Origin of the sequence: Amycolatopsis sp. A1MSW2902 (assembly GCF_017312175.1) — a bacterium.
Classification (GTDB): Bacteria; Actinomycetota; Actinomycetes; order Mycobacteriales; family Pseudonocardiaceae; genus Amycolatopsis; species Amycolatopsis nivea.
Genome location: NZ_QJPO01000001.1, coordinates 5,169,404 through 5,190,808 on the forward strand (window position 1 = coordinate 5,169,404; position 21,405 = coordinate 5,190,808).

The window sequence follows — 21,405 nt, forward strand, 5'->3', positions numbered from 1 at the left end:
GGGCGCCGTGCCCGCGAGCGGACCTCCAGAAGAACCGAGAAGGGAACAACACCGATGGCTGACAACACTGAGATTCTCGCCGGCCTCGCCGAGATCGTCGAAGAGGTCGCCGGCGTGGCTCAGGACGACGTCACCGCCGAGAAGTCGTTCGTGGACGACCTGGACATCGACTCGCTGTCGATGGTCGAGATCGCCGTGCAGGCCGAGGACAAGTTCGGCGTCAAGATCCCGGACGACGAGCTGGCCAACCTGAAGACCGTCGGCGACGCGGTGAACTACGTGTCCGCCAACTCGAAGTAAGTCCTCTTCGTACCCGGGCCCCGGTCCGGAGCCGACCTTGGGGAGACACCCATGAGCAACATCGACGTCGTGATCACCGGAATGGGCGCGACCACGCCGCTCGGCGGGGACGTCGCGTCCACCTGGGACGGTCTGCTGGCCGGCCGCAGCGGGATCCGCACGATCGAGGCGGACTGGGCGGCGGAGCTGGACCTGCCGGTGCGGATCGCGGCGCAGCTCGCCGTCGAGCCGACCGACATCCTGCCCCGCGTGCAGGCCCGCCGGCTCGACCGGTGCGAGCAGGTGGCGATCATCGCCGCCCGTCAGGCCTGGGCCGACGCCGGGTTCGCCGAGCAGACCGACGGGCACGCCGACGTCGAACCGGAACGCCTCGGCGTCTCGATCGGCACCGGGGTCGGCGGGCCGGTGACCCTGCTGACCCAGAACGATCTGTTGCACCAGCAGGGTCTTCGCAAGGTGTCGCCGCTGACCGTGCCGATGCTGATGCCGAACGGGCCCGCCGCGCACGTGGGCATCGACCTGAAGGCGCGGGCCGGGGTGCACTCGCCCGCGTCGGCGTGCGCGTCCGGGGCCGAGGGCATCGCGAACGGCTTCGAGATGATCCGGTCCGGACGGGCCGACGTGGTGGTCGCGGGCGGTTCCGAGGCGTGCATCCACCCGATCACCGTCGCCGGGTTCGCCCAGGCGCGCACGGTGTCGACGCGCAACGACGACCCGGCCGCGGCGTCGCGTCCGTTCGACGTGAGCCGCGACGGCTTCGTGCTCGGCGAGGGCTCCGGCGTCGTCGTGCTCGAGCGGGCCGACCGCGCGAAGGCCCGCGGCGCGCGGATCTACGCGAAGCTGGCCGGCTACGGCCTGACGTCCGACGCCTACCACATCACGGGCAACCACCCGGAGGGCATCGGGCAGATCGCGGCGATGCGCGCGGCGATGACGATGGCCGGACTGTCCCCTTCGGACGTCGGCCACGTGAACGCGCACGCGACGTCCACTGTGGTCGGCGACATCGGCGAGGCGGCCGCGATCCGGTCGGCGATCGGCGAGCACCCGGTGGTCACCGCTCCGAAGGGCGCGCTCGGCCACCTTGTCGGCGGGGCGGGCGCGGTCGAGGGCATCGCGACAATTCTCGCGCTGTACGAGGGCGTCGTTCCCGCGACGCTGAACCTCACCGAACTGGACCCGAAGGTGCAGCTCGACGTCGTGGCCGGGGAGAACCGCAAGGTCGAACTCGCCGCGGCGCTGTCCAACTCGTTCGGTTTCGGCGGGCACAACACCGCGCTGCTGTTCACGCCGGCGAACTGAGTCCTTTTCACGCTGAAGGGCCCCGCGGAAATCTTCCGCGGGGCCCTTCAGCGTTTCACCGGGTTCTCAGCACTTGTCGTGTTCGGTGGCGGTGCCGTCGACGGTGTCGATCCGGTACGAGCCGTGCTCGAACTTCAGCGGCAGCACGAGCCGCCAGTGGATGCACTTCTCCTGGAAGTCGACCGGGGCCTCGTTGAGCGACTGGGTGCTGGTGAACCCAACCAGTGCCCGCAGCGTCCCCTGCGCGCCCGGTTCGATGCGGTACAGCATGACGTCGACGTCCTTAGTGGACTGGAAGCTCCGGTGGAAGTCGTACTCCGGCATCTTGCTGCGGCGAGCGTCGCTGACCGTCTCCGCCCAGGCCTCGTAGTCCTTCTGGTTCACCGCTGTGAAATAGGACTTCAGCACCGTGCGGACGGCGTCGTCCTGCGGGTGGTTCTCGGCGTCCGGAGTGGCCCCGACCTCGACCGCGCCAGACTTGTCGGCCGCACCGCCGCTGGTGGTGGCGGACGGAGCCATGGCTTCGCCGTCGGCCGCACGCGGCGAATCGGGGCGGCGGTACAGCTCGCGGGCGAGCAGACCCCCGGCGACGGTGATGGACAGGACCACCACGAGCACGGGGATCAACCACCGCTGACGGGAAGGCGGGGCCGGGTGAACGCTCACCCGGGTGAGGGTACCGCCCCCGCTCACCCGACCTGGTGCAGCCAGGTGACCGGGGCGCCGTCGCCCGCGTGCCGGTACGGCTCGAGCGCCTCGTCCCAGGCCGCGGCGAGGAGTTCGTCGAGCTTGTGCGCGAGGGTTTCGCCGCCGCGGGTCATGCTGACGAGCGCGCGCAGCTGGTCCTCGCCCACGACGATGTCGCCGTTGGCGCTGGTGCGGCCGTGCCAGAGCCCGAGTCCGGGCGCGAAGCAGAACCGCTCGCCGTCGACGCCCGCGCTGGGTTCCTCGGTGATTTCGAAGCGCACCATCGGCCACGCCTTGAGCGCGCCGGCGAGTTTGCCCGCGGTTCCTGCGGGCGCGCTCCAGCTGCATTCGGCCCGGAGCTGTCCCGGACTGGCCGGCTGGGCCGTCCACTTCAGCTCGACACGGGCACCAAGGGTGCCCGAAATCGCCCACTCGACGTGCGGACATACCGCAGACGGCGACGAGTGGACGTACACCACGCCTCGGGTGCTGCCACGGGTGCTCACTGCTGACCTCCGCTTGTTCGACGAGGGACGTCTTCCCCTACGACCTCTCGAACCCTGCGCAGGTTGCGTAGCCTCCACGGCAGTTCCCGACCTGTGTAGCACATTCTGCACCCCAACCGTGCCGTTTGGCCACATGAACACCACAAGTCGCAGCGGACGACCCATTGTGGTGAGCCACGCCGACGCGAGGGCGCGAAGCACGGTTCCGGCGGCCCGGCACGCTAGCGTGGTGCACCGGAAACGCTGCGGATTCGACAGGAGAATTTCGGTGCGACTGGTCCGTCTCGGGCAGCAGCCCTCGCGCGTCGCGGAAGACGTGCGGGCCGCACTGGCCTCCCTCGGCCGGGGGAGCACGGTGATCGGCGGCGTAGCGCTCGTCGGCGCCCGCCCGACCGGAGACCGTCCGGTCGAGGCGGTCGTGGTGCTGCCCGCGGGCGTGCTCGTCGTGATCGGCGTCGACCTGCCCGACCCGGCCCTGCGCCTCGAAGCCCCGCTGAGCGGCCCGTGGAAAGCGGACGGCTGGCCCCTGGTCCACGGCGACGACGTCAACCCCGCCACCGAAGCGCTCGACCTGTCCCAGGAATGCGAACGCCGCATCGCGGAACTAGGCGGAGGCCCAGTCGGCACGATCGTGGCGGTCGGCCCGTACGTGGAGACGGTCGACCAGCCCCCCGGCGACCTCGCGGGCCCGGTCCGCGTCCTGCACCCGACGCCGACGACCATGCTGGCAGCGACGGTCTCCCTCGCCACGGCCCGGCATCCGCGCTCGGTGGACCAGGCCCGCGCGCTGATCGCGGCGCTGGCTCCGGACGCGCCGGAGCTTTCGGACGAGGTCCTGCGAGGGGAAGGGTTCGTCCGGTTCGCGGACGACGTTCCGGTTCCTCCTGGGCCTCGGTCTCCCGGGGGTTCGGCTGGTTCTGCGGCTGCGGGGGTGGCTGGCGGTGCTTCGGCTAGTTCGGCTGCTGCCGCGAGCGCAGCCAACACTGGCCCGGCGAGCAATGGCACTGCCGCCGCGAACTCCGGTGCTGCAGTCGGAACGGGAGTCTCCGCTGGGGCTGCGACTGCAGGGCTCGGAGCTGCTGCGGCCACCGCGGCGACATCCGGCCCTGCTGGAACCGCCGCCAAGCCCGATCCGGCCGGGGCCGTCGCCGGTTCCGGCTCGCCAGGCCCGGGAAACTCCGCTCGGGCCGATGCTGTCGGGTCCGGCGCAACCCCATCCAGTGTCGCTGGATCGAACACCGTCGCTCCCGGCACAACACCTTCCGGTGCCGCCGGATCGAACGCTGTCGCTCCCGGTACCGCTCCATCCACCGCGGAGGCCGTCCCCCGCGGCACTGCGAGGCCGCAAACTCCAGCCGGTGCCGGTGATGTCCGAGGGCTTCCCGTCTTCCCCGGTGCGACCACGTCGGGATCCGCTGGCACCGCGACGCCGAAGGCTGCTGCTTCCCCCAGCAACCCTTCCGCCGCACCGAAGTCCGCCACTCCCCCGGTGCCGAGGCCGAAGATCATCGCGGTGCGGCCGCCTCGCCCGGAGATTCCGTCGATCGAACTGGAGTCGCTTTCCGAAGCGCCTACCGAGTCCGCGGACCCGCCTGAGGCGCCGACCGAGAAGATGCCGTCCCCGGCGAAGCCGCAGCCTGCCGGACGTCCGCGCGGAGCCGTTCCGCCGGTCGTGCCAAGCAGTCGGCCCCAACCCCCGCGACCAGCTCCGGCCGCAACGGCGTCCGCCAGCCCCCGTGCCGGATCGCAGGCAGTCAGTCCCGGGACCGGGGCAACCGCTGCGGCAGGACCTGCGACTGGGGCAACCGGAGCGGGAGCAGGTGCACCCTCCGCGGCCGGACCCGGGACCGGAACACGCGCGACCGCCACGCCAGGAACCGGCACCGGGACAGCCGGGGCAGGAGCTGCGGCAACCGTCATGGCCGGACCCGGCACCGGGGCAAGCTCAGCCGCAACCGCCACGCCAGGAACCGGCACCGGGGCAACCGGGGCGGGCACAGCGACAACCCCCGTGGGAAACCGTGCCGGGGCAGGAGCAGTGACGACCCCCGCGGGAACCGGGGCGGGAGCAGCGGCAACCTCCGCGGGGACCGGTACCGGGGCAACCGGGGCAGGAGCAGCGACAACCGCCGCGGGAACCGGTGCCGGAGCAGCCGGAGCCGGGCCGAACTCCCCGGCTGGGCCGAACTCCCCTGCCGGGCCTGGAAAACCGGGCTCCCGGACTGTCAAGTGGGTGCCGATCGCGGCGATCGTCTTGCTGGTCGTCCTGGTGGTGTCGGCGATCGTCGTGGCGACGAGCGGCGGAGACGACACCGCCACTGCGCCCGTCAGCAGTGCGCCGCCGAGCAGCGTTCCAAGTCCCGCGCCTAGCAGTGTCCAGTCGAGCGCCCCGCCGGCCCCGACTCTCACCTTCGAACCCCGCGCGAGCAGCGCCGACCAGAAGTGCGCCTCGCACGCGTTCGGGGACGTCCAGGCGAGTCTCCAGCAGACCAGCTGCTCCGCGGTCCGCCGCGCGAGCTACACGGCTCTCGTGGACGGACGGCCGGCCGCGGTGACCGTCGCGGTGGTCGAGTTTTCCGATGCCGGGCAGGCCGATCATCTCAAGCAGATCGCCGACAACCCGGGCGGCGGCGGGATCTTGGACGTCGCCACGGAAACCGGCAAGTGGCCTTCGGGACCGCCGCAGTTCGACGGTGCCGCCTACGCCAGCAAGATCGACGGGAAGGGCGTCCGGATCGTGCAGGCGGTCTGGCAGCCCGGACCGTCCACTGCGGACGATCCCGGTCTCGTCCGCGCGGCGAAAGGCGCGCTCGACTTGCAGCTGCCGTCCTGAGAGAACGCCTCAGCGGCCGACCGCGTTCAGTTCACCACTTCTGGCCTGAGGGAACGCCTCAGCAATCGCCCGCCGCCACGGCACCCGGCGAACGACGCAGCAACCGGACGGCACCACCGCACCCGGCGAACGACTCAGCAATCGACCGCCACGGCGGCACCGCGCGAACGACTCACCAACCGATCTCCGCCGCAGCACCGAGCTAACAGCTCACCAACCGACCGCCACCACAGCACCGAGCCAGCAGCTCACCGACCGCCCGCCACGGCAGCACCGAGCGAACGACCCACCAACCGATCTCCGCCGCAGCACTGAGCTAACAGCTCACCAACCGACCGCCACCACAGCACCGCGCCAACAACTCACCAACCAACCGCCACCACAGCACCGAGCGAACAACTCACTGCCACCCGTTCTCCAGCAGGTCGAACGCCACGTCGACAACCCGCGGCGGGTCGTCCGAGCGGTCGGCCAGCGAGGCCGTCTCCAGTGCGAAATGAGCCAGCACCGCGCACCGCGGGTCGTCCTCCGGCGCACCGGTTTCCGCGGCGATCACGCGGCTCAGCGTGTGCTCGTGTCCCATCCACATCTTGTGCCAGTACTCGGAAAGCGCGGGCGTCTCCCGCACCAGCCGCAGCAGTGGTTCGGCTTCCGCGCGGATGCCGGAGGTCGCCCGCACGTGGATGTGCGCGCGGAGCGCCTCCAGCACCGACATGCCCTCCGGCCGGTCGCGGACAGCCGAGACCAGCGCCTCGTCCACCTCGGGCTCCCGGTCGAACACGAGAGCTTCCTTCGTCGGGAAGTGCTTCATCAGCGTGGTGGTGGACACGTCGGCGGCGTCGGCGATCTCGCGCACGGTCACCTGGTCGTAGCCCCGCTCCAGGAACATCCGCAGGGCAGCGTCGGCCAGCGCCTGGCGGGTCGCCGCCTTTTTGCGTTCACGCCGGCCGGGAACGGGGGCACTGGTCATGCCCCGACGCTACCGGACCGCACCGACATTCAGAGTCCGTAAGCCTCCAGCAGCCGCAGCCACACCTCGCTGATCGTCGGGAACGCGGGGACCGCGTGCCACAACCGGTCCAGCGGCACCTCGCCGACGACCGCGATGGTCGCCGAATGCAGCAGTTCCGCCACGTCCTGCCCGACGAACGTGACACCCAGCACGACACCGCGTTCGGTGTCGACGACCATGCGCGCTTTGCCCTGGTACCCGTCGGCGTGCAAGGACGAACCGGCGACCGCGATGTCGATGTCCACCACTCGGTCGGCAGATCCGTCGCGCGCCTCGGTCAGGCCGACTGACGTCACTTCCGGGTCGGTGAACACCACTTGCGGCACCGCGTGATGATCGGCGGTCGCGCTGTAGCGGCTCCACGGTTCCGTCGAGATCTCCTCGCCGCGAGCGCGGGCGGCGACCGAGTCCCCGACGACGCGAGCGGCGTATTTTCCCTGGTGGGTCAGCAAAGCGCGGCCGGTGACGTCGCCCGCGCCGTACAGCCAGCCACCCTCCACAGCGGACACTCGGCCGCTTTCGTCCACCTGGAGCGGGCCGTCGGTGGGCAGACCGAGGACGTCCAGCCCGATTGTGCCGGTCGCGGACGCGCGGCCGGTGGCGACCAGGAGTTCGTCCACGACGATCTCCCCGCCGTCGGAGAGCTTCAGCCGGGTTCCACCGTCCACACTGGACACTTCGCTCAGGCCCGAGTTCGCGTGCACGCGGACGCCCGCCTCGCGCAATCCGTCCAGGACCAGGTCTCCGGCGAACTCCGGCAGCCGGGGCAGCGGGCGCTCGCCGGTGATCACGAGGTCGACCTGCGCGCCGAGCCGGGCCCACGCCTGCGCCATCTCGACGCCGACCACGCCGCCGCCGAGCACGCCGAGCCGTCCGGGCACCTCGGTCGCCGACGTCGCTTCCCGCGAACCCCACGGCTTGATGGTGTCCAGACCCGGAATCCGCGGCGTGCGCGGGACGCTGCCGGTGCACACGATCACCGCGTGCCGGGCGGCGAAAACACGGCCGTCGTCAAGCGTGACCTCGCGTTCGCCGCTGATCCGGCCGTACCCGCGCACAGGTTCGATGCCCGCGCCGCGCGCCCATTCGACCTGGCCGGAGTCGTCGCCCTTGCCGGTGAACCAGTCGCGGCGGGCGAGCACCTTGCCCGCGTCGAGCGCGTCGCCGATCGGCACCCCGGGCATCCGCTTGGCCGCGGCGAGCAGGTTTCCCGGGCGCAGCAACGCCTTGCTCGGGATGCACGCCCAGTACGAACACTCCCCGCCGAACCGTTCGTGTTCGACCAGGGCCACCTTCAGCCCGCCCTTGGCGGCCCGTTCGGCGGCCACTTCCCCGACCGGACCCGCCCCGATGACCACCACGTCGAAAGTCTCTGCTGCCATTGCCCCAGCGCACACCACCGCGCAGGTTCGCGCAAGCCTGCCGGTATTCTCGTACGAGAGCTGCAAGAAACCGGCGGCACCGCGAAATCCGGGTCGTCGCCGTGCCGGTTGCACGCACGACCACGATCGAGCACGGGAGGCTCCCATGGCGAGGAACACTGCTGTCCGCACTCAGGACGACCTGACCGGAGGACGCGCGGCCGAGACCGTAGCGTTCGCGCTGGACGGCATCGAGTACGACATCGACCTCGGCGCCCGCAACGCGGCCGCGCTCCGGCGGTTGCTGGAGCGGTACGCCAAGGCAGGCCGCCGGACGGGCGGGCGGAAGCTGCGGCCGCGGCTCGTCGCCGGGGCGAAGAAGGCCGAGGCGAAGCCGGTGGCGGAGAAGGCCGCCGCGGCGGGCAAGGGCGGGAAAGCCGTTGCTGGCAAGAAGACCGCTGCCGCCGCTACCGCGAAGACCGCGGCGAAGACTGCCCGAGCGGGTGGCGCGACCGGGACCGGGCGCAAGACTGCCGCCAAGCCAACGAAGGCCGCCGCCAAGACCACCGCGAAGTCGACGAGCGCCGCGGCGACCAAGTCCGCGCCCAAGTCGGCGAAGACCGCCGCGGTCAAGACTCCCGCCGCGACGACGGCGAAGACCGCGACGGCCAAGGCACCTGCCAAGACTTCGACTGCCAAGGCACCCGCAGCTGCAAAGACCGCGTCCGCCAAGGCACCGGCACCCGCGAAGACCGCCACCGCCAAGGTCTCCGCACCCGCGAAGACCGCCCCGGCGAAGACCGCCGCTCCGGCAACGGCCAAGCCGCGCCGCCGTGCGGCCAGCGCGGTGCCGCAGGTGCTGTTCTCCTCCTCCGCAACCTGATCCGTCCGTGAGGGGAACCCTCAGGGAATCAGATTCCCTGAGGGTTCCCCTCACGCACTTTCAGCCAGGGCAAAGCGATTACGAACGCTGGCGTCCCTCGGCGTGCCAGTCCGGGTATTCGTAGCGGCTCCACAGCAATGCCCGCTGCCGCTCCAACTCCCCCGCCGTCGGTTCGCGCGGCGGGAGCGGGCCGAGCAGTCCCGCCGCGGCCGCGCGGACGGTGTCTTCCACTTCCGCCAGCGGCAGCCGCACGCCGTGGTCAAGCAGGGACGCGACCTTGCTCCGGTGCGAATCCAGCGGCTTCGGGTCCGGCGGCGGGCCGGTGAGGTAAGCGCCGACGCGCGCGGCGTCGGTGTCGACCAGCAGCGTCGAATGCGCCAGCAGCACGTCTTTGGTCCGGAACACCGCGAACCCGCACAGTTTCGCGTCGCCGACGAAGATCCCGCGGTCGCCGATCCTGGCCGGCAGACCGAGTTTCTCCACCGCGGCGGACATCACCAGGCCGAGCATCTCCAGCGGACGCGGCGCGGGGCCGGGCAACACGAGCGTCACGTTGAGATTGCCCGGGTCGTGGAACACCGTGCCGCCGCCGCTGGCCCGCCGCAGCACAGGAACGCCGTCCCGGGCGCATTCGTCCACGCGGACTTCGCGGGCGATTCGCTGACCGCGGCCGACGACGACGCACACCGGGTTGCGCCACAACCACACCACCGGCGCGGTCGGCCCCTCGCGCAGCAGCGCCTCGTCGAACGCCAGGTTGAGCACTGGGTCGGTGAATTCGGCTCGGACTTCCGACCCGCTCGGCATAGCGTTCCTCCACGATCTGCTGGACCCCGGGATCGTAGAACAGGCTCAGGAAGCGGCCGGTCCGAGCAGGTCCCAGCGGTTGCCCGCGACGTCGCGGAACACGACGACCTGGCCGTACGGCTCGGTCCGCGGTTCGCCGAGGAACTCGACCCCGGCGTCCCGCATCCGCGCGTAGCTGGCCGCGAAGTCGTCTACCCGCAGGAAAAACCCGACGCGACCGGCGTGCTGGTCGCCGACCGCGCGGGACTGCCGGTCCCCGTCGGCCTGAGCGAACAGGATGCCGGTTTCGCCGCCGGGCGGGCGGACGACCACCCACCGCTTGGGGCGGCCGTCGTTGGTGAGCGACGGCGAGTCCTCGACCAGGTCGAAGCCGAGCGCGCGGGTGAAGAAGGCGATCGCCTCGTCGTAGTCGTCGACGATGATCGCGGTCAGGTGCAGGAAGGCCATGCCGCTAAGGCTGCCAGTGCGGCACCCCAAGCAGGATCATCCGGAGCCGTTTTTCCGCCGCGGCCAACGTGCGCTCGTCCGCGGCGGTGTCGCCGGGACGGATTTCCAGCAGTTCGGCGACCGTGCCGAGCATCGCGGTGACGATGAGGTCGGCGAGCAGGTGCAGGTCCTCGGTGGGCCAGGTGCGCAGCGGATCGAAGCGCGCCAGGTCCAGTGCGAGGTCGCTGGAGAACATCCGCATCTCGATCGCGATCGCCCGGGACACCGCACCGGCGCCGGCGTAGCGCTCGCGCGTGACGAACCGGAAGTGGTCCTCGTGCTCGCGGACGTGCCGGTGCAGCGTGTGCACCGAAGCCCGGATCATCCCGCCGTAGCCGCTCTGCTCGGTGCGCGCGCCGCGGAGCAGGCCGCGCAGCGTGCGCGTGGTCTCCTCGACCAGCGCGACGCCGAGCTCCTCCATCGACGAGAAATGCCGGTAGAACGCCGTCGGCACGATGCCCGCGCCCTTCGCGACCTCGCGCAGCGAAAGGCTGGCGAAACTCCGGTCGGCGAGCAGGTCGAGCGCCGCGTCGAGCAGCGCCTGACGGGTGCGCTGTTTGCGCTCCTGCCGGCTCACCGGGCCGGCCGGCTCCTCGGCTGCGGACACGTCGAGCAGCGTACTGGCGATCGCCGCATGGCCCACGTCACATCACCTCGCTTCCGCGTTGACAGGTCCCGGGGCCTTGCCCCCACACTAGTCAGTGTACGACTGTGCACTCAACTTCTGGAGGGGTGATGACCGCACTGCTCCCGCGCCGCGTGCGCGGACTCGTCTCGCTCGCCGAGGCGCTGCTCACCCCGCACGGCGCGGACCGGTACCTCGAACTGGTCGACCCGATGCTGGTGCGGCGCGAGATCCGCGGCCGCGTCACCGCCGTGCGGCATCAGACGCCGGACACCGTCACCTTCACGGTGCGCCCGAGCCGGGCGTGGCAGGGCTTCCGCGCCGGCCAGTACGTGCGGATGCAGGTGGAGATCGACGGCGTGCGCCGGACCCGCTGCTACTCGCCGTGCGGCGCGCAGGGCAGCGGTGACCTGGAGTTCACCGTGAAAGCCGACCCGAAAGGCCTGGTGTCGCGGCATCTGCAGGACACCGCCGTCGGCGCGGTGGTCGGCCTTTCGCCGGCGGACGGCGAGTTCACCCTGCCGTCGCCGCGGCCGGACCGGATCGTGCTGATGAGCGGCGGCAGCGGGATCACGCCGGTGCTCGCGATGGCCCGGACGCTCGTCGCCGAGGGACATCCCGGCGAGATCGTGTTCCTGCACTACTCGAACACCCCCGCCGACGCGCTCTACCGGGAGGAACTGGCCGAACTCGCCGCCCGGCACCCGGCGTTCCGCGTGGCCCACGCGCACACCCACGCCCGCAGCGGCGGCGACCTGCACGGCCTGTTCTCCGTCAAGCACCTGGAGAAGGCCGCACCGTGGTTCCGCGAGGCCGAGACGTTCCTCTGCGGCCCGGCTCCGCTGATGGCCGCCGCGCGTGAACTCTTCGAAAACGAAGGGTTGAGTGCACAACTGCACACCGAAGAGTTCACGGCAGCGCCGCTGACCTTCTCCGCAGAGGCCGCCGAAGGCCGGGTGCGCTTCGCCCGCAGCGGCCGGGAGTGCGACAACTCCGGCAAGCCGCTGCTCGAACAGGCCGAGGACGCGGGCCTGACGCCGGAACACGGGTGCCGGATGGGCATCTGTTTCTCCTGCACGCAGCTCAAAACCGCCGGCCGCGTCCGCAACGCCCGCACCGGCGAGGTCTCCGGCGAGGAGAACGAAGAAATCCAGCTCTGCGTCAGCGTCCCCGTCGGGGACGTCGAAATCGACGCCTGACCACCGGAGGAAGCATCATGACCGGTCTGCAGGACCGCCTGACCCCCGAACAGGTCGAGGAATTCGGCCGGGAACTCGACGCGCTGCGCCAGCGGATCGTCGACGACCTCGGCGAGGAAGACCTCGAGTACATCCGCAAGATCATCAAAACCCAGCGCGCGCTGGAGGTGACCGGCCGCGGCCTGCTGTTCGCCGGCTTCCTGCCGCCCGCGTGGCTGGCCGGCGTCGCGGCGCTGTCGGCAGCGAAAATCCTGGACAACATGGAGATCGGCCACAACGTGATGCACGGCCAGTACGACTGGACGCGCATCCCGGAGCTGAGCTCGCAGCGCTTCGAATGGGACACCGTCGCGCCGGCGGAGAACTGGCGGCATTCGCACAACTACATCCACCACACGTACACGAACATCGTCGACAAGGACCGCGACGTCGGCTACGGAATCCTCCGGATGGACCCGGCGCAGAAGTGGCATCCGTACTACCTGGGCAACCCGGTGTACGCGACGCTGCTCGCGCTGCTGTTCCAGTGGGGCGTGATGCTGCACGACCTGGAGGTCGAGCGGGTCGTGAAGGGCGAGCGGACCTGGGCGGAGAACGTGCCGGTGCTGCGCCGGATCGTCCGCAAGGCGTCGCGCCAGATCGGCAAGGACTACGTCCTGTTCCCGCTGCTCACCGGCCCGCTGGCGCCGCTGACGCTGCTGGGCAACGCGAGCGCCAACCTGGTCCGCAACCTGTGGGCGTTCTCGATCATCTTCTGCGGCCACTTCCCGGCGGACGTCGAGAGCTTCACCGAGGAGGAAACGGAGAACGAATCGCGCGGCCAGTGGTACCTGCGCCAGATCCTGGGCTCCGCGAACATCACCGGCGGCCCGCTGTTCCACATCCTGTCGGGGAACCTGTCGCACCAGATCGAACACCACCTGTTCCCGGACCTGCCCGCCCGCCGCTACCCGCAGATCGCGGGCGAGGTGCGGGAAATCTGCGAACGCTACGGCCTGCCCTACAACACCGGCCCCCTGCGCAAGCAGCTGTGGTCGGTAGCGAAGAAGATCGCGCGGCTGGCCCTCCCCGGAAAACCGGCGGCGCCCGCTACCGTGGACCCGGAACGGCAACTCCGAGCAGCCTGAGGAAGCCCATGGTCGGCCCATTCGAAAGTGGCAAGGACACCGTGCAGGAGCTGACGGAGTCCGCGGCCACCCACATCGGCAACATCGCCACGATCATCACGGGAGCAGTCCGCGACATAGCCCGCGAAACCGGCGACTGGTTCACGGACATGATCGAAATGCGCGAAGCAGCCCAACGCGCAAAAGAAGACGCCCCCAACCTGACCCAACCCCCCAAAACAGACTGACCAACCCAAGTGCGCGAGGGGAACCCTGATTCCGCGAGGGTTCCCCTCACGCACGTCCAGAGCTCCCCAAACAGGCACCGGTGCACCCAACGAGCGAGGCACCCAGCCCTCCCCCGCACCCCGATACGAAGCTCCCCTGCGGTCGGTGGGTGCTTGTCAAGGCATCTTTCCCGCCTTGACAAGCACCCACCGACCGTCAGCACTGAGGTTTCCCCCGGGTACCGGTCACCGGGTTTCATGCCGCGTGGGCGTGGTGGTGACGATAACTCAAACGGGTTTCGTGGGGTGTGCGGTAGTCGAGGGTGGAGTGCAGGCGGTGGTGGTTGTAGTAGGCGAGGTAGGCGAAAACGGCTTGGCGTGCGTGGTTGCGGGTGGTCCAGGAGCGGGTGCCGATTTCGGTTTTGAGGGTGGCGAAGAAGGATTCGGCGGCGGCGTTGTCGTAGCAGGACCCGGTCCGGCCCATCGAGGCCCGGATCCCGTGCGCGGCCAGCGTGGCGCGGAATTCCGTGGAGGCGTATTGGGTGCCGCGGTCGGAGTGGAACACCGTGCCCGCGTTGACCAGGCCGCGGTCCGCGGCGAGGGTGATCGCGTCGCAGACGAGGTCGGCGCGCATGTGCGGGGCGAGGGCGTGCCCGACGATTTCGCGGGTGTGCAGGTCGAGCACGGTCGCCAGGTAGAGCCAGCCTTCGTCGGTGGGCAGGTAGGTGATGTCCCCGACCAGCCGGATGCCGGGGGCGCCGGCGGTGAAGTCGCGGCAGATCAGGTCCGGCGCGGCGGCGGTCTTGTCCGGCCTGGTCAGCGACCGCGACCGGCGGCGGGTGATCCCCGCGATGCCGCGCTCGCGCATGACCCGCTCGACCCGTTTGTGGTTGACCGCTTCGCCGCGCCGCCGCAACTCGGCGGTGACCCGCGGACTGCCGTAGGCGCCGTGATGGGCGGCGTGGATCCCCGCGATCTCAGACGCCAGCCGCTCCTCTTCCCACGCCCGCTGCTCGCGGGCCGGGGCGGCGGCGAGCCATTCGTAGAACCCCGGGCGGCGGATCTCGAGGACACGGCACAGCCGGGCGACGCCGTAGGCGTCGCGGTGTTCGGAGATGAACCGGTAGCTGCGGGTCAACGATCCATCTCCTGCGCGAAATAGGCGGCCGCTTTGCGCAGGATCTCCTTTTCCTTCTCCAATTCGGCCACCCGCTTGCGCAACGCGCGCAGTTCACGCTCGGCCGCGTCCCCGCCCGACGCCGCTGCCTGGTCGGCGCGGTCGGCGGCCCGCACCCACGTCCGCAGCGTCTCGTGATTCACCCCCAGCTCACGAGCCACCTGCGCCAACGGACGAGACGCCGACCGCGCCAACGCGACCGCATCCCGCCGGAACTCATCCGGATACCTCGACGAACCAGACACAACAACATCCTTCCCCAGGCCAAAGCCAAGGATCAGAGTGTCCGGCACACCGGGGGAACCTCACACAATCAAGCTTCGGGGTGCCCCACGCACGCCCGTACCAATGTCGCCGCCAGGCGACGAGGTAGGGCTACCCCCCACCCAACAACACAGGCCACCCCGCTACCAGCCACCCCCGCAACCCGGCAAACTCAGAAGGTGACCACCACCAAGCAACCCCACCCAGGTCACCCAACCCCTGCCCAACTCCGCCACCTCTGGCCAGCCACCCCCCGCCAAACCCTGACCGAAGCAACCTGGATAGCCACCACCGGCCTACTCCCACTACTCTCCGTAATAATCCTCCTAGCAGGAACAACCCTCGGCCTAGCCCTAACCCCAGTCTTCCTAGGCCTGTTAATCCTCACCACAGTCCTGAAAACCGCCAAACTCCTAGGCAGCCTCCACCGCCGCCTAGCCGCCAAACTCCTCAACCTCCCCCTCCCACCCCCACCGAGAACCACCCTCAAACCAGGCCTCTGGAACTGGCTAACCGCCCGCCTCTCCGACCGAACAGCCTGGCGCTCCGTCGCCTACCTCCTGGTCCGCCTCCCCACCGCCCTCCTGGCCCTCCTGGGCACCGGCACCCTCGGCTTCTACGGCCTGGCCTCCTTCACCTACCCCTTCACCTGGCTCCTCGAGACCAGACCCGGCCACGGCCTCCCCGTCTTCAACATCCAGAGCGACAACTGGATCGGCTCCCTGGTCTGGTGCGTCTCCGGCATCCTGATCCTGGCCGTCTGGCCCGCCGTGGTGCACCTCGTCGCCGGAGTGGACCGCCTCCTCCTCCGCCTGCTCGTAGCCGACCCAGGCCTGCGCGAACGCGTCCGTTTCCTCGAAGAAACCCGCGCCACCGCCCTGGACGAAGCAGCGGAACAACTCCGCCGCATCGAACGCGACCTCCACGACGGCGCCCAAGCCCAACTGGTCGCCATGGCCATGAAACTGGGACTGGCAAAGGAAGAACTGGCCACCGACCAGGTCAACCTCGACCAGATCCGCACCCTGGTCGACGCCGCGCACAGCAACGCCAAACAAGCCCTCACCGAACTGCGCGACCTGGCCCGCGGCATCCACCCCGCGGCACTGGACAAAGGCCTGAGCCTCGCACTGTCCACATTGGCCAGTTCCGCCGATTTCTCCGCGACAGTCACCGTGGAACTGAGCCGCCGTCCGCCACCTTCGCTGGAAACGATCGTCTACTTCGCCGCCGCCGAACTCATGACCAACGCGTCCAAACACGGTGCCGGACGCTGCACTGTCCTGGTCGAAGACCGCGAAGACGTCTTGCGCCTGACCGTAATCGACCACGGCTCCGGCGGCGCCGCGATCATCCCCGGCGGCGGACTGTCCGGCATCGCCGAACGCCTCCGCCCCGCCGACGGAGAACTGACCGTGTCGAGCCCGCCCGGCGGCCCGACCGTCGTCACCGCCACGCTCCCGCTGCCCCGCTAAACTCGGTGAAATGAGGGGGAAACCGTGCGGATCGTGATCGCGGAGGACTCGGCCATCCTGCGCCAGGGTCTCGTCGAATTGCTGGGCCTGCGCGGCCACGAGGTAGTCGCGGCGGTGAAGAACGCCGACGACCTCCGCGCCGCCGTCCGCGAGCACCGGCCCGATGTGTCCATTGTGGACATCCGAATGCCGCCGACCCACACCGACGAAGGCCTGCGCGCGGCGATCGACCTGCGCGCCGAACGGCCCGGGTGCGCGATCCTGGTGTTCTCGCAGTACGTCGAGACCAACTACGCCAAGCAACTCCTCGCCGGGGAAGCGGGAGCGGTCGGTTATCTGCTGAAGGACCGCGTCGCCGAGGTGTCGGACTTCCTCACCGCGCTGGAACGCGTCGCCGCCGGCGAGACGGTGCTCGATCCGGAAGTCGTCCGCCAGTTGTTCGCGACCACTGGCCAGGCCGGCCCGCTCGCCGAGCTGACGCCGCGCGAACGCGAGATCCTCGGGTTGATGGCGCAGGGCCGGTCGAACTCGGCGATCGCGGCGGAGGCGTTCCTGTCCGCGGGCTCGGTCGAAAAGTACGTGACGAGCATCTTCGGCAAGCTGGGCCTGCCGCCGTCGGACGGGCACAACCGGCGCGTCCTCGCCGTGCTCCGCTATCTCGATTCCTGACGCCTACGCTGACGGGATGTACTCCACCGAGATCGAGGTGCACACCGGCAACACCGCGGTCGTGCACAACCTGACCCGGGAAGCGGAGAAGTTCCTGCGCGACGCCGACGCCACCGACGGCCTGCTGCACGTGTGGGTGCCGCACGCGACGGCCGGGCTCGCGGTGCTGGAAACCGGCGCGGGCAGCGACGACGACCTCCTCGCCGCGCTCGACGACCTGCTCCCCCGCGACAACCGCTGGCGCCACCAGCACGGCACCGGCGGGCACGGCCGCGACCACGTGCTCCCGGCGTTCCTCCCGCCGTACGCGACCGTGCCGGTGCTCAGCGGCGTGCTGCTGCTCGGCACCTGGCAGTCGGTGTGCCTGGTGGACACGAACGTCGACAACCCCGTCCGCCGGGTCCGCTTCAGCTACCTCACCGGCTGAGCCCGCCGTAGCATCGCGGACGTGACAGCCATTCGCACGCACCGGCTGGTGCTCTGGGACATCGACCACACGCTCGTCGACTACACCGGACTGGGCATCGGCTGGTACGGCACGGCGCTCGCCGCCGCGACCGGCGCGGAGTTCCGCACGCCCCCGGACTTCGGCGGCCGGACCGAACGCGCGATCACCGCCGACGTGTTGGCGATGCACGGAATCGAACCGGACGAGGAAACCATCCAGCGGATGTGGCGGGAGCTGATCGCGGCCGTCGAACGCGCCCGGGAAACGCTGCCCGAGGCAGGCCGGGCGCTCGACGGCGCAGCGGCCGTGCTCGCTGACTTCGCCGGCCGAGAGGGAGTCGTGCAGAGCCTCATCACCGGGAACCTGCCGGAGATCTCACTGCACAAACTCGCCGCGCTCGGTCTCGACGAACATCTCGACCTGGAGATCGGCGGCTACGGTTCGCTTTCGGCCCGCCGCGCAGATCTCGTCCCGCACGCCGTCAAAGCGGCGGAAACGAAGCATGGCACGGAATTTCCTGCTGAATCCGTAGTGATTCTCGGGGACACACCGAACGACATCGAGGCCGCGCTCGATTACGGCGCGGTGGCGATCGGCGTTGCTACTGGCCGGTTTTCCGCCGAACAACTGACCGGAGCCGGTGCGCACGCGGTTTTGCCGAATCTCGCCGACCTTTCCGCCGTCCGCGCGGCAGTGCTCGGAACCCCGTGAAGCAAGCGACCGGAATCACTCGTTCGGGCGGCTTTCGGCGTCAACCCCTACTCCGGGTCGGAGGCGCCGCTTACTAGCCGAACGCCAGCCCCTTTCCGCTGGTGAGAGCGTTGCCGCACACCGCGGGTCAGTCTTGGGACCAGGGTCGGGTCCCCCTGGGGTAGCAGTCCCTTAGGGGGAGAAGTAGGTCCGACGGCCGATGACCGCTTAAGATCGCCGCGCCAAACTTTCCCCATGACGATCGCACAGGGGGGAACCGGCCTCACGGCCGGAGAGGCACGCGGGCGGCTAGCAGTGCTGTGGCACCGGATTCCGTTCACGACGACCGTGGTGCTCGCCATCTTGATCGTGGGGGTCGCGACCGGTTCGCTCTGGCACGCCGCAGAGCACCAGCACGCTTTCCACTATTACGCCTACGGCCTTCCCTCGCTCGAACACGGACGCTGGTGGACGCTGTTCACCGGCCCGTTCTACGCCCTGCGCCCGTGGTTCTACCTGCCGATGGCGGGCAGTTTCGCGCTGATGGCCGGATTCGCCGAATGGCACCTCGGCACCCGGCGCGCGATGGCGGTGACCATCGGCGGGCAATTGGTGTCGACGGTCGTGGCGGTGCAGTTCCTCGAGCTTTCCCGCAATTCCGGCTGGGCCTGGGCCGACCGGATCGCCGGCACGCTCGACGTCGGCTTCTCCGGCGGTGCGCTCGCCGCGATCGCCATCACCAGCGCGACCCTGCGGACGCCGTGGCGGCTGCGCCTGCGAGCCGGGCTGTGCGTGTACGCCGGGGTGGCGATCGTCTATGTCGGCACTCTCGCCGATCTCGTGCATTTCTTCGCGCTCGTTCTCGCGCTGCCGCTGGGCCGACGCCTCGCCGGACCCGCCGCGCGCAACGCCAACAAGCCGTCGCTGCGCGAATGGCGGCTGCTCGCGTCGGCCGGGCTGGTGCTGCTGGTCGTCGCCGAAGTGGTGATGTGGCTGGTGCCCGGCGACGGACCGTTCGGCTCGTCCGACTCGATCTCGATGTCCGGCAACGAACTCATCCCGCTGTGCCTCATCGCGGTGCCGATCCTCAACGGGCTGCGCCGGGGTTCGCGGTTCGCCTGGCGGTGCGCGATCACGCTGTGCGTGCTCGCCGCGTCGCAGATGGCGGTGCTGGCCGGGGTCGTCGCGATCACGCAGGTCGTCCGGCAGGAAGCCGAACTCAGCAACCCGCCGCTGTTCATTGTGGACAATCTCTTGTGGGGCGTGGAACTGGTGCTGCTGATCTCCGCGCGGCGCGCGTTCCGCGTGCCCTCGCGGCGCAGGCGGCGCAAGCTGTTCCGCGGCGGCCCGGACCCGGCCTTCGCCCGGCTTCTGCTGGGCCGCAACGGCGGCAGCACCATCTCGTGGATGACGACGTGGCCGCAGAACACCTACTTCGTCGCCTCCGACGGTGCTTCGTACCTGGCCTACCAGCGGCACGCCGGCGTCGCGGTGGCGCTCGGCGACCCGGTCGCGCCGGACGGGACGAGCGACCGCACGCTGCGGGAATTCGCCGCGATGTGCGAGAACACCGGGCTCGTGCCGTGCGTCTTCTCGGCGACCGCGGGAACCGCCGCGCAGACCGCGAAACTGGGCTGGCAGCACGTGCAGGTCGCCGAGGACACGTTGGTGGACTTGGAAAACCTCGAATTCCGCGGCAAGGCGTGGCAGGACGTGCGGACCGCGCTGAACCGCGCGAAGAAGGACGGGATCGAGTTCCGGCTGGTGCGGCTGGCCGAGCAGCCGTGGTCGATCCGCGACCAGGTGCGCGCGCTGTCCGAGGAGTGGATCTGCGACAAGGGCCTGCCGGAAATGGGCTTCACGCTCGGCGGCGTGGACCAGGCGATGGACCCGGCGACCCGGGTCGGTCTCGCGGTCGACGCCGACGGCACGGTGCACGGCGTGACGTCGTGGCTGCCGGTGCACACCGGCGACGGCGAGGTCGGCGGCTGGACGCTCGACGTGATGCGCCGCCGCACGGGCGGGTTCCGGCCGGTGATGGAGTTCCTGATCGCCTCGGCCTGCCTGGCGTTCCGCGAGGAGGGCGCGCAGTTCGTGTCGCTCTCGGGCGCGCCGCTGGTCCGCAGCAACGACAGCACGCCGCGGCAGATGGTCGACCGGATGCTGGACGCGCTGGGCTCGATGATGGAGCCGTACTACGGATTCCGTTCCCTGCACGCGTTCAAGGCGAAGTTCCAGCCGCGGCACGAGCCGCTGTACCTCGCTTACCGCGACGAGGCCGATCTGCCGCGGATCGGGATCGCGCTCGGCCGCGCGTATCTGCCGAACGCCGGGCTGATGGACTTCGCGAAGCTGGCGCTGCGCCGTCAGCGCGTGGTCGGCGGCGGCGTGGTCGTGGACCGGTCCTCGGCCGGGACGCCGCGGTAACTGTGCAGAATCCGGACGAGGTCGTCCCGGGACGCGGAGCCCGGGCGGCCTTGTTCGGAATACGCGACCAGCACGGCCGACTTTTCGCCGGCGGTGAGCGCGAGCGCCCCGACCAGCGCGCTCTTCGGCTGGCACGGCGCGTTGCTCGGGACGACCTCGGCGACCACGAGCGTGCCCTCGCGGCTTTCGTTCTCGATCTTGACTTCGGTCTTCTCCGGCGCACCAGGCGTCACCTTCGCGGCCGGAGCGCCTTCGCCGGTGTACGCGCTGACGCCCAGGTCGGTGACGGCCTTACGGGCGGCTTCAGCGGCGTCACTGGTCTTCTCGGTAGTGAAACCCGAGCCGCCGATCTGGCCGACCGGATCGTCCTTGCAGCTGCGCTTGCCGAGGAACGCGCTGGTGGACAGGTTGATGCCGGGCGATCCGGCGACCGGGTCCCAGCCGTGCAGCGTGGTCGGAGCCGGTTCCCAGGACGGCGGCACGTCGTACGCGTAACTGCCGTCCTTGCCCGCCACTGACTGCCATCCCGCGACCACCGGCGGCACGACGACGCGGGGGTCCGGCTGGTAGGTGTACGGGGCGCGCGGAGTGTCGTCCGTGCGGGCGGAATGGCGGCTGTTGGCGGAGAAGACGTTGTAACCGAACACCCCGATCAGGATGACGATCGGGACCGCCTTGACCAGGCGGAGATTGGTCTTGCGGGGCGTCCCTCGCCGCAGCTGCGCCGGGGTGAGGGACTGCCGCATCGGGTCGGCCCGCGGCTCCGGGGCTGGTTCGGACGGTGCCGGGTCCGGTTTCCCGTACCCGGCGCTCGGGAACTTCGGCGCGTCGGACGGCTCGTACCCGCCGAAGCCGCTCAGCGCGGCGTTGTCCCGGTACCCGCCGTCGTCGCGGCGGTTGCGCCCGAACCAGCCCACCGGT

At 70.2% G+C, this 21,405-nt stretch carries 21 protein-coding genes; 12 read left to right on the forward strand and 9 right to left on the reverse strand.

Annotation, left to right across the window (positions count from 1 at the left end):
- Nucleotides 1–54: 54 nt before the first annotated feature.
- Both DMP23_RS23620 and DMP23_RS23625 read left to right on the forward strand, forming a co-directional pair.
- Nucleotides 55–300 carry an acyl carrier protein gene (locus tag DMP23_RS23620; protein ID WP_037820481.1) on the forward strand — a complete coding sequence of 82 codons (246 nt, stop codon included), beginning with the start codon at nucleotides 55–57 and terminating at the stop codon, nucleotides 298–300.
- Nucleotides 301–351: 51 nt separating this feature from the next.
- A complete protein-coding gene (locus DMP23_RS23625; RefSeq protein ID WP_337822536.1) occupies nucleotides 352–1,602 on the forward strand; it encodes a beta-ketoacyl-[acyl-carrier-protein] synthase family protein in 1,251 nt (416 codons plus the stop codon).
- Nucleotides 1,603–1,668: 66 nt separating this feature from the next.
- On the opposite strand, the gene DMP23_RS23630 is transcribed toward DMP23_RS23625, so the two are convergent.
- Together DMP23_RS23630 and DMP23_RS23635 are read right to left on the reverse strand one after the other, a co-directional pair.
- The gene (locus DMP23_RS23630; RefSeq protein ID WP_037820478.1) at nucleotides 1,669–2,268 is read right to left on the reverse strand and encodes a hypothetical protein; all 600 of its coding nucleotides are present in this window, start codon (nucleotides 2,266–2,268) and stop codon (nucleotides 1,669–1,671) included.
- A gap of 23 nt (nucleotides 2,269–2,291) precedes the next feature.
- Nucleotides 2,292–2,795, reverse strand: coding sequence for a DUF3145 domain-containing protein (locus DMP23_RS23635; RefSeq protein WP_093576929.1), 504 nt, complete (start codon nucleotides 2,793–2,795; stop codon nucleotides 2,292–2,294).
- A 2,233-nt stretch (nucleotides 2,796–5,028) separates the two neighbouring features.
- On the opposite strand from DMP23_RS23635, the gene DMP23_RS23640 reads away from it, so the two are divergent.
- Entirely contained in the window at nucleotides 5,029–5,628 is a 600-nt protein-coding gene (locus tag DMP23_RS23640; RefSeq protein ID WP_337822537.1) for a hypothetical protein, read from the forward strand.
- A gap of 400 nt (nucleotides 5,629–6,028) precedes the next feature.
- On the opposite strand, the gene DMP23_RS23645 is transcribed toward DMP23_RS23640, so the two are convergent.
- Nucleotides 6,029–6,598, reverse strand: a complete 570-nt coding sequence (locus DMP23_RS23645) for a TetR/AcrR family transcriptional regulator (RefSeq protein WP_337822538.1) — start codon at nucleotides 6,596–6,598, stop codon at nucleotides 6,029–6,031.
- A 29-nt stretch (nucleotides 6,599–6,627) separates the two neighbouring features.
- Nucleotides 6,628–8,022: a dihydrolipoyl dehydrogenase family protein gene (locus DMP23_RS23650; protein ID WP_337822539.1), complete on the reverse strand. Its 1,395-nt coding sequence runs from the start codon at nucleotides 8,020–8,022 to the stop codon at nucleotides 6,628–6,630.
- A 145-nt stretch (nucleotides 8,023–8,167) separates the two neighbouring features.
- Between DMP23_RS23650 and DMP23_RS23655 the strand changes: the two genes are divergently transcribed.
- Nucleotides 8,168–8,884 carry an Lsr2 dimerization domain-containing protein gene (locus DMP23_RS23655; RefSeq protein WP_337822540.1) on the forward strand — a complete coding sequence of 239 codons (717 nt, stop codon included), beginning with the start codon at nucleotides 8,168–8,170 and terminating at the stop codon, nucleotides 8,882–8,884.
- A 78-nt stretch (nucleotides 8,885–8,962) separates the two neighbouring features.
- On the opposite strand, the gene DMP23_RS23660 is transcribed toward DMP23_RS23655, so the two are convergent.
- Genes DMP23_RS23660 through DMP23_RS23670 form a run of 3 tightly spaced genes read right to left on the reverse strand, consistent with a single transcriptional unit; the run spans nucleotide 8,963 to nucleotide 10,820 of the window.
- Complete coding sequence (locus DMP23_RS23660) at nucleotides 8,963–9,691, reverse strand: lipoate--protein ligase family protein (protein WP_037820464.1); 729 nt, start codon at nucleotides 9,689–9,691, stop codon at nucleotides 8,963–8,965.
- Nucleotides 9,692–9,736: 45 nt separating this feature from the next.
- Nucleotides 9,737–10,138, reverse strand: a complete 402-nt coding sequence (locus DMP23_RS23665) for a VOC family protein (RefSeq protein WP_337822541.1) — start codon at nucleotides 10,136–10,138, stop codon at nucleotides 9,737–9,739.
- 4 nt (nucleotides 10,139–10,142) lie between these two features.
- The gene (locus DMP23_RS23670; RefSeq protein WP_443111282.1) at nucleotides 10,143–10,820 is read right to left on the reverse strand and encodes a TetR family transcriptional regulator; all 678 of its coding nucleotides are present in this window, start codon (nucleotides 10,818–10,820) and stop codon (nucleotides 10,143–10,145) included.
- 92 nt (nucleotides 10,821–10,912) lie between these two features.
- On the opposite strand from DMP23_RS23670, the gene DMP23_RS23675 reads away from it, so the two are divergent.
- Genes DMP23_RS23675 through DMP23_RS23685 form a run of 3 tightly spaced genes read left to right on the forward strand, consistent with a single transcriptional unit; the run spans nucleotide 10,913 to nucleotide 13,355 of the window.
- Nucleotides 10,913–12,001 carry a ferredoxin reductase gene (locus DMP23_RS23675; RefSeq protein WP_337822543.1) on the forward strand — a complete coding sequence of 363 codons (1,089 nt, stop codon included), beginning with the start codon at nucleotides 10,913–10,915 and terminating at the stop codon, nucleotides 11,999–12,001.
- Nucleotides 12,002–12,018: 17 nt separating this feature from the next.
- A complete protein-coding gene (locus DMP23_RS23680) occupies nucleotides 12,019–13,128 on the forward strand; it encodes a fatty acid desaturase family protein (RefSeq protein ID WP_037820458.1) in 1,110 nt (369 codons plus the stop codon).
- Nucleotides 13,129–13,136: 8 nt separating this feature from the next.
- The gene (locus tag DMP23_RS23685) at nucleotides 13,137–13,355 is read left to right on the forward strand and encodes a hypothetical protein (protein WP_134733710.1); all 219 of its coding nucleotides are present in this window, start codon (nucleotides 13,137–13,139) and stop codon (nucleotides 13,353–13,355) included.
- 235 nt (nucleotides 13,356–13,590) lie between these two features.
- Here DMP23_RS23685 and DMP23_RS23690 read toward each other — a convergent pair.
- Nucleotides 13,591–14,756, reverse strand: a protein-coding gene (locus DMP23_RS23690) for an IS3 family transposase (RefSeq protein ID WP_443111243.1) whose coding sequence is annotated in 2 segments (ribosomal slippage) — nucleotides 13,591–14,487 and nucleotides 14,490–14,756 — 1,164 coding nt in all. Because the reading frame shifts where the segments join, the coding sequence is not laid out codon by codon here.
- Between the two features lie 198 nt (nucleotides 14,757–14,954).
- Between DMP23_RS23690 and DMP23_RS23700 the strand changes: the two genes are divergently transcribed.
- The 5 genes from DMP23_RS23700 (at nucleotide 14,955) to DMP23_RS23720 (ending at nucleotide 20,484) form a co-directional block, all read left to right on the forward strand.
- Nucleotides 14,955–16,250: a sensor histidine kinase gene (locus DMP23_RS23700; RefSeq protein ID WP_337822544.1), complete on the forward strand. Its 1,296-nt coding sequence runs from the start codon at nucleotides 14,955–14,957 to the stop codon at nucleotides 16,248–16,250.
- Between the two features lie 24 nt (nucleotides 16,251–16,274).
- On the forward strand, nucleotides 16,275–16,919 hold the full coding sequence (locus DMP23_RS23705; protein ID WP_337822545.1) for a response regulator transcription factor: 645 nt from the start codon (nucleotides 16,275–16,277) through the stop codon (nucleotides 16,917–16,919).
- Between the two features lie 16 nt (nucleotides 16,920–16,935).
- The gene (locus DMP23_RS23710) at nucleotides 16,936–17,346 is read left to right on the forward strand and encodes a YjbQ family protein (protein ID WP_337822546.1); all 411 of its coding nucleotides are present in this window, start codon (nucleotides 16,936–16,938) and stop codon (nucleotides 17,344–17,346) included.
- A 30-nt stretch (nucleotides 17,347–17,376) separates the two neighbouring features.
- Entirely contained in the window at nucleotides 17,377–18,078 is a 702-nt protein-coding gene (locus tag DMP23_RS23715; protein WP_337824441.1) for an HAD family hydrolase, read from the forward strand.
- 234 nt (nucleotides 18,079–18,312) lie between these two features.
- Complete coding sequence (locus DMP23_RS23720; RefSeq protein WP_337822547.1) at nucleotides 18,313–20,484, forward strand: bifunctional lysylphosphatidylglycerol flippase/synthetase MprF; 2,172 nt, start codon at nucleotides 18,313–18,315, stop codon at nucleotides 20,482–20,484.
- On the opposite strand, the gene DMP23_RS23725 is transcribed toward DMP23_RS23720, so the two are convergent.
- Nucleotides 20,424–21,401, reverse strand: coding sequence for a hypothetical protein (locus DMP23_RS23725; RefSeq protein WP_337822548.1), 978 nt, complete (start codon nucleotides 21,399–21,401; stop codon nucleotides 20,424–20,426). The genes DMP23_RS23720 and DMP23_RS23725 overlap by 61 nt on opposite strands.
- Nucleotides 21,402–21,405: the final 4 nt, after the last annotated feature.

Coding starts and splice junctions, on each gene's coding strand:
- DMP23_RS23620 (WP_037820481.1), top strand. CDS start 55: ATGGCTGACAACACTGAGATTCTCGCCGGCCTCGCCGAGATCGTCGAA.
- DMP23_RS23625 (WP_337822536.1), top strand. CDS start 352: ATGAGCAACATCGACGTCGTGATCACCGGAATGGGCGCGACCACGCCG.
- DMP23_RS23645 (WP_337822538.1), bottom strand. CDS start 6,598: ATGACCAGTGCCCCCGTTCCCGGCCGGCGTGAACGCAAAAAGGCGGCG.
- DMP23_RS23650 (WP_337822539.1), bottom strand. CDS start 8,022: ATGGCAGCAGAGACTTTCGACGTGGTGGTCATCGGGGCGGGTCCGGTC.
- DMP23_RS23655 (WP_337822540.1), top strand. CDS start 8,168: ATGGCGAGGAACACTGCTGTCCGCACTCAGGACGACCTGACCGGAGGA.
- DMP23_RS23660 (WP_037820464.1), bottom strand. CDS start 9,691: ATGCCGAGCGGGTCGGAAGTCCGAGCCGAATTCACCGACCCAGTGCTC.
- DMP23_RS23665 (WP_337822541.1), bottom strand. CDS start 10,138: ATGGCCTTCCTGCACCTGACCGCGATCATCGTCGACGACTACGACGAG.
- DMP23_RS23675 (WP_337822543.1), top strand. CDS start 10,913: ATGACCGCACTGCTCCCGCGCCGCGTGCGCGGACTCGTCTCGCTCGCC.
- DMP23_RS23680 (WP_037820458.1), top strand. CDS start 12,019: ATGACCGGTCTGCAGGACCGCCTGACCCCCGAACAGGTCGAGGAATTC.
- DMP23_RS23685 (WP_134733710.1), top strand. CDS start 13,137: ATGGTCGGCCCATTCGAAAGTGGCAAGGACACCGTGCAGGAGCTGACG.
- DMP23_RS23710 (WP_337822546.1), top strand. CDS start 16,936: ATGTACTCCACCGAGATCGAGGTGCACACCGGCAACACCGCGGTCGTG.
- DMP23_RS23720 (WP_337822547.1), top strand. CDS start 18,313: ATGACGATCGCACAGGGGGGAACCGGCCTCACGGCCGGAGAGGCACGC.